The following is a 6,000-nucleotide window of genomic DNA, read 5'->3' on the forward strand; positions in this document are numbered from 1 at the left end:
TCAAAGCTGACACGGACAAGCGGTGAACCGAATCGTTGTCCGAAAACGTTGTGGGAGCGTGTATTAATGAAGTCACGACTATGGTTGCTGTTTACGTCGCTCGCAATGCTAACAACTCTGGCTGCTTGCGAGACGGTACCACCCGACGCGCCGCCGCGCCCACCTCCCAAACGAGAGATGTCGCCTGTCCTCCCTTCGTGGTCAACCATGACTTGGGTGATGGGCTTCTGGAAATGGAGCGGTACGGAATGGGTCTGGATTCCCGGTCACCTTGCACCTAAGCCTTAAAACAAATTCAACGCACGCATACGAATGAGAATCCACCCATCCGCTGTTCTACTGTCGGTCGCGTCAGTTTCCGCCATGGCGCAACAGACTCCGCTACCGGCCAACGATGCCGCCGCCCGTGCGGACGCCGAGCAGCAGCAACGGATTCAACAGCAGCGCGTCGAACAGGACCGCGCCGCCGCCGTCGCTGCGCCGGGCGTACGTTCAACGGCACCGACGGCGGGCGGTTGGCCGGTGCTTCCCGTCGAGCAGCCGTGCTTTCGGATCGACACGTTCGTCCTGGACGTGCCGGCCGGACTGCCCGTGGCGGCGCGCGCCAAGGGCGCGTCAGCTCTCCACATGGACCCGTTCGCATTCGCCCGCGAATGGCTCGAACACTATCGCGGCGCGTGCATCGGTAAGCAGGGGCTGGACGTACTCGTGAAGGGCTTGCAACAGCTCATTCTCAGTCGCGGCGCGATCACCACGCGCGTGCTGATACCCGAACAGGATATGGCGTCCGGTACGCTGAAGCTCGTACTGATTCCCGGCACGATTCGACACCTCACATTTGCCGACCCGAAGCTATGGGGCACGTGGAAAAGCGCGTTCCCGGCTCGCGATGGTGATCTGCTGAATTTGCGCGACCTCGAACAAGGATTGGAGCAAATGCGCCGCGTGTCCAGTCAGGATGTGGACATGAAAATCGAGCCGACCGCGACGCCCGGCGAAAGCGACGTGGTGATTACCGTCAAGCGCGTCAAGCCGTGGACCGTCGTCGCGTCGATCGACAACTCGGGCACGCGTGCGACTGGCAAGCTGCAAGGTAGCCTGAGCGTCGGCCTCGACAATCCGCTCGGGCTGAACGACATTCTCGCGCTCGGCGCGACGCAGGATCTGGAGTTTGGCGACAAGCGCTTTGGTTCGCATGGCTTCAACGGCTCGTATTCGGTGCCGTGGGGCTATTGGACCGCGACGCTGTTCGGCTACTCGAATACGTACTACCAGCCGATTGCCGCGACGGGCGGGCAAGTGTTCGTGTCGAGCGGCAACGCGCAGACCACCGGCCTGAAACTGCAACGCGTGCTGTTCCGCAACCAGAGCGACGTGACCAGCATGTCGTTCCAGGTGTCGAAGCGTTGGGGCGAAAGCTTTGTCGAGGGCATCGATATCCCCACGCAGGGCCGCAACAACACGTACGTTGAAGCGGGCTTGAACAACCGTCATTACTTCGGCGCAGCGCAATTCGACGGCTCGCTCGCGTATCGCCAAGGCATCGGCTGGCTCGGCGCGACGGCCGACCCGTACCCGGACGGCGCGACGTATCGCTACAAGATGGCCGTTCTCGACGCGAACCTGTCGGTGCCGTTCGCGATTGGCAAACAGAATTTCAGTTACGTCACAACGTTTCATGGCCAATGCACGAACGATACGCTGTTCTTCATCGATGACCTGACCATCGGCAGTCGCTACACGGTGCGCGGTTTCGACGGCGAGCAGCTATTGGCCGGCGAAAAGGGCTTCTACTGGCGCAACGAATTGCAGGCACCGATCGGCCAAACCGGGCAGGCACTCTATGCCGGGCTCGACTACGGCCACGTGTTCGGCCCGAACACTGCAAATCTGTCCGGTACGCAACTGGCCGGTGCGGTGGTCGGCGTGAAGGGGCGTCTCGGCACGCGCTTCGGCAACTATGGCTATGACCTGTTCGCCGGTACGCCGATCTACAAACCGTCCGGGTTCAACACGGCGCGCGTGACGCTCGGGTTTCAATTGACCGCGCAGTTTTGAGTGAGTGCGTGTCTGGCCGCCCCCCGGCACCGGATATTTTTTGCGCAGCGGCTTCGACTGCTGCGCTTTTGTTGTCTGCGATGAAAAAACGAGGTGAATGATGCAGGGAAAGCAAGTGTGGTTGGCGAGCCTGATGAGTACCACGATGCTGCTGTCGGCATGCGGCGGCGGTGATGGTGATGGTGCAGGTACGGTCAATTCAGGTGGCAGTACATCGAACGGCACGACGGCCGGAGCGCCGGCAACCACGACACCGGCCGCACCATCGCCAACTTCCACCACCACGCCGCCGGCTGCTCAAGCGGCATGCCGAGCGACCCACAATGTCACATATTCGGGTTCGGCATCGCAGATCGCGGCGAACAACGGGCAACTGGCCGTCGTCGTCGTCCCGAGTCTGCCGGTCGCGTATTCGAAGAACCGCAACATGACGGCGCCGAACGCACCGGCATCGAGCCAGGTTCAACAGGCAAGCGGCGCATTCACCACGCTTGCGTCATCGGCAGCGGCAACCGATTGCCTCGGGCTTGACCACGGCGCCGTCACCGAGATTCAGAGCGCCGGCAGCGATGTGGCGATCGGCCGCTGGAATCAGGCCGAGGATACGGATGGCAACACCTACACCTACCAGCAAGGCGTTCACTATGCGGTTGGCACGCCGCTGACGTTGACCGCGACGAGCGGCACGCTGGCCTGTACTCAACTGATGGCGGACACGATAACGTCCGGTGACGGTGGCCTGAGCGGCACGCTCGGCACGGCGACGGCCACGCTCGATCTTGGTACGCGCACGCTCAACAACCTGAGCCTGTCGGTCAATATCAACAATACGCTGTCGACGCTGACCCAGGCGCAAGCCCCGTTGAATGGCGTATCGTCTGGCGGCACGCTGTCCGTTCAATCGGTGGTGGTCGGTCATGATGCGCCCCAGCCGCTTATCGCGGTCGGCTACTCGACCACGCAGGGAAATTCGGCGGGGATCGGTGGCGTCGTCGTGCTTTCGTGTCGGTAATTGAGTACCGGCGTGAATGGCAATGCCACGTGGTTTTCCATTGGCTCGTTCTGATAAAGGGCAGCGCGGTTCGTCCAGGGCCCGCGCGCCCGTTCATTTTTTCAGTGCTTCAGGCCTGACGGCATCGTACCTTTGCGTCAGTCGGCGTCGATCTTGTCCGCGGCATATATGAGTTGCTGCAGGCGCGCGGCGGCTTCGTCACGTAGTTCGATCGCGACCTGTGGCGGCACGCGGGCGGGATCGGTCGCCGGGTAGAGCGCGCCGATCAGCGGCGGCTGCGCGGCGACGAACGCCTGCCATTTCTGGGACGACATCCGCATGGCCTCGCGCGATGCACGCGGCAGGCGATGCTCGATGACGCGGGTCATGTCGTCGATATCCTGCTTGTACAGCGGCGTGGCTTGCGCCGCGCAGCGGCCCAGCGTATCGAGGCCCGTGAGCGCCGCGCAGTGCTCGCGCTCGAAACGTGCACCGCGTTGGGGGAGGGTGGTGACGCGCTCGGGTTGCGCGTCGGCCGCAGGCGGAAGGCGCCCGGTCAGGTCGAAGCCGCGTGACGCGAGATCCGCCTCGAAGCGCTGCAGCGTCAGCGCGCGTTGTCGCGTCATGCGCATCACGTCGTTCGCATTCATCGGCGCATACATCGTGCCGTGCGTCGTCGCGTAGACGGCGCCGATCAGCTTCAGGTCGGCATCTCGGCGCGCGAGCCATGCGCGTTGCGCGCGCAGCAGCGCAGGGCGGCCAGCGGCCGGCAACGACGCCTGCAGCGCGCGATAGCTGGCGTTGAGCCGCGCATCCCACGCACGGCCTGCGTCGTCGATGCATTCGTCCTGGCCCGCTGTCGATGCGTGTTCAGGGGCGTCCAGGCACAGCGTCATTTTCTGATCGATTGGATCGACGCCGGGCGCGGCATCGGCTGTTGCGGCAACGGCGGTCGGCGCGATGACGGCCGCGCAGAGCGCAAGGGCGGCGAAACGTTCGAACATGCGGCGTCCTGATGGGCGAATCGGATAGATCGTGTGGACAGACTATAAGGTCATGCGCAGCGAAAACGGAGACCTGCCGTCGAACCTCAACCGCCCGACGGCCCCGGCCGGCTGAAGCGCTGCTCGACCACCTCGGTTCCCCAATGCGTGCCCGCGGATTCGTTGGTCAGTGTGAAGCCGAACGACTCGTACAGATGGCGCGCCGAATCCAGTCCCTTGAACGTCCACAGGTAGGTTTCGCGAAACCGCTGTGCGTCGACGAAGCGTATGGCTTCCGTCATGAGCCGGCGACCGATGCCGGACCCGCGCAGCGCATCGTTCACGATGAACCAGCGCAGGTGCGCGACGCCCGTTGCCGGATCGCCGTCGATCGCGAGCGACGCGAGCGTCCGCCCGTCTTCCTGACACAGCCAAAGCGCCTTGCCGTCAGCCGGCAGCGCACCGGCGAACTCGGCCAGCTCGGTCGCCACGCGTTTTTCGAAAAAGGCGCCGAAGCCCCAGTGCTCCGAATAAAAGCGCGCGTGAAGGCCCGCGATATCGCCGATACAACCCGGTTGGTAGCCTTCGCGGATCGATGGCGCATCGAGTGTCGCGTCAGGCGCCTTGGCGGCGTTGTCCTGCGCGAGCGCATCGGCATACAGCGCGAGCGAGCGCAGCAGTGCCTGCTGGTCGGCGGGCACCATGCGGCGCAGCGCATTCGATACCTGGTCCGTCGCGAACGTGTCGATGCGCTTCTGGAGCTTTTTTCCGTCGGCGGTCAGGTACAACTCGATCGCGCGCGCATCGTCGCTCGACACGCGCCGTTCCACGACCCCGGCCGCTTCGAGCCGAGCGAGCTGCCGGCTCGTGTTCGACTTGTCCAGCCGCAGGATGTTGCCCAGATCGCGGGCGTTGATGCCGGGCGCCATCCCGATCTCGAGGATCGCGTGCACGGCCGAAGGCGCCCAGTCGCTGTCGGCCAGCGTCGCGCGCATGAAGCCGAGCTCGCGAACCAGTTTGCGGGAGAAGTCGCGCAGCTCGAGGATGGTGGCTTCGCGAGGCTTGGCGGGAGCGTCGATGAGGTCCATGGTTGGCCCGGAAAGGTTGCGGATCGCAATCAATAATAGTTGCGGGTCGCAACTTGATCAAGGTGGATTTTCAAGGGGGCGGGTTATGCCGAGGGCGGCGCTTCCGGCGGCCGGAGTCGGCGTGAACCGAGGCGGCGGCGGGTGGTACTGGCGCGGATGGCGGAGTGCCGCGAACCGGACGCATACTTGGGTGTATCCGGACGGCCTGCGATGCGAACGCGGACGTCGGCCGGTCATCGATCCGCGGCCGCGGACAATGGAGCTCACCATGAACCATCTGAAGCCGATCACGATCGCGTTGCTTGCCGGATGCGGCATCAGCGCCGGCGCGGCCCACGCTGCCGGCAGCATGGATGCGCCGCCTTGCAGCGCGGCGCATGCGGCGGATCAGGGCGGGATCGCCGCGATGCCAGGCACGTCGGTCCGCAGTTTTTCGACCGCCGGTTGTTCGGGCGCGGTGCTGCAGGGCGAACGGGCCACCGCGACGGTCAACGGCGATCGGGTCGAGCTGCGCGACGGCACCGTCTATGTGAACGGCCGTTCGTACGGCGCCGTCACGCCCGCGCAGACGGTCGAATACGAAGCCGCGCACGACCGGCGCACGTTGAAGGTCGACGGGGTAGTCCGCACGCCGGTGCGCTGAGTAACGGCTCAGGCTCAGGCTCAGGCTCAGGCTCAGGCTCAGGCTCAGGCTCAGGCTCAGGCTCAGGCTCAGGCCCAGGCCCAGGCCCAGGCCCAGGCCCAGGCCCAGGCCCAGGCCCAGGCGCGCGGCAACCGCGTCGCGCTTATTCGACCAGCGTCAGCCGGCCGTCGCTGAGCCGTACCTCGCGCCCGATCCACGCGGCATCGACGCGCGGCAGCACGGCCGACGGCTTGCGCA

General features: G+C 64.8%; 6 protein-coding genes. 4 read left to right on the top strand and 2 right to left on the bottom strand.

The genetic code is table 11. The features are described 5' to 3' along the window. Window positions 1-105: 105 nt before the first annotated feature. From bcpO to G3N93_RS10415, 3 genes are all read left to right on the top strand, one after another. Window positions 106-288, top strand: coding sequence for a CDI system lipoprotein BcpO (gene bcpO, locus G3N93_RS10405; RefSeq protein WP_241026495.1), 183 nt, complete (start codon window positions 106-108; stop codon window positions 286-288). A gap of 24 nt (window positions 289-312) precedes the next feature. Continuing rightward, on the top strand, window positions 313-2,058 hold the full coding sequence (locus G3N93_RS10410; RefSeq protein WP_174939151.1) for a ShlB/FhaC/HecB family hemolysin secretion/activation protein: 1,746 nt from the start codon (window positions 313-315) through the stop codon (window positions 2,056-2,058). 100 nt (window positions 2,059-2,158) lie between these two features. Beyond that, window positions 2,159-3,070 carry a hypothetical protein gene (locus G3N93_RS10415; protein ID WP_174939307.1) on the top strand — a complete coding sequence of 304 codons (912 nt, stop codon included), beginning with the start codon at window positions 2,159-2,161 and terminating at the stop codon, window positions 3,068-3,070. 137 nt (window positions 3,071-3,207) lie between these two features. Here G3N93_RS10415 and G3N93_RS10420 read toward each other — a convergent pair whose 3' ends face one another. After that, window positions 3,208-4,053, bottom strand: a complete 846-nt coding sequence (locus G3N93_RS10420; RefSeq protein WP_206132970.1) for a lysozyme inhibitor LprI family protein — start codon at window positions 4,051-4,053, stop codon at window positions 3,208-3,210. An 86-nt stretch (window positions 4,054-4,139) separates the two neighbouring features. Further along, on the bottom strand, window positions 4,140-5,120 hold the full coding sequence (locus G3N93_RS10425) for a helix-turn-helix domain-containing GNAT family N-acetyltransferase (RefSeq protein WP_206132971.1): 981 nt from the start codon (window positions 5,118-5,120) through the stop codon (window positions 4,140-4,142). A gap of 268 nt (window positions 5,121-5,388) precedes the next feature. Here G3N93_RS10425 and G3N93_RS10430 point away from each other — a divergent pair, with 268 nt between their 5' ends. Next, a complete protein-coding gene (locus G3N93_RS10430) occupies window positions 5,389-5,763 on the top strand; it encodes a sugar ABC transporter ATPase (protein WP_174933641.1) in 375 nt (124 codons plus the stop codon). Window positions 5,764-6,000: the final 237 nt, after the last annotated feature.

It is taken from the genome of Burkholderia sp. Se-20378 (assembly GCF_017104665.1).
In the GTDB taxonomy this organism is placed as follows: domain Bacteria; phylum Pseudomonadota; class Gammaproteobacteria; order Burkholderiales; family Burkholderiaceae; genus Burkholderia; species Burkholderia lata.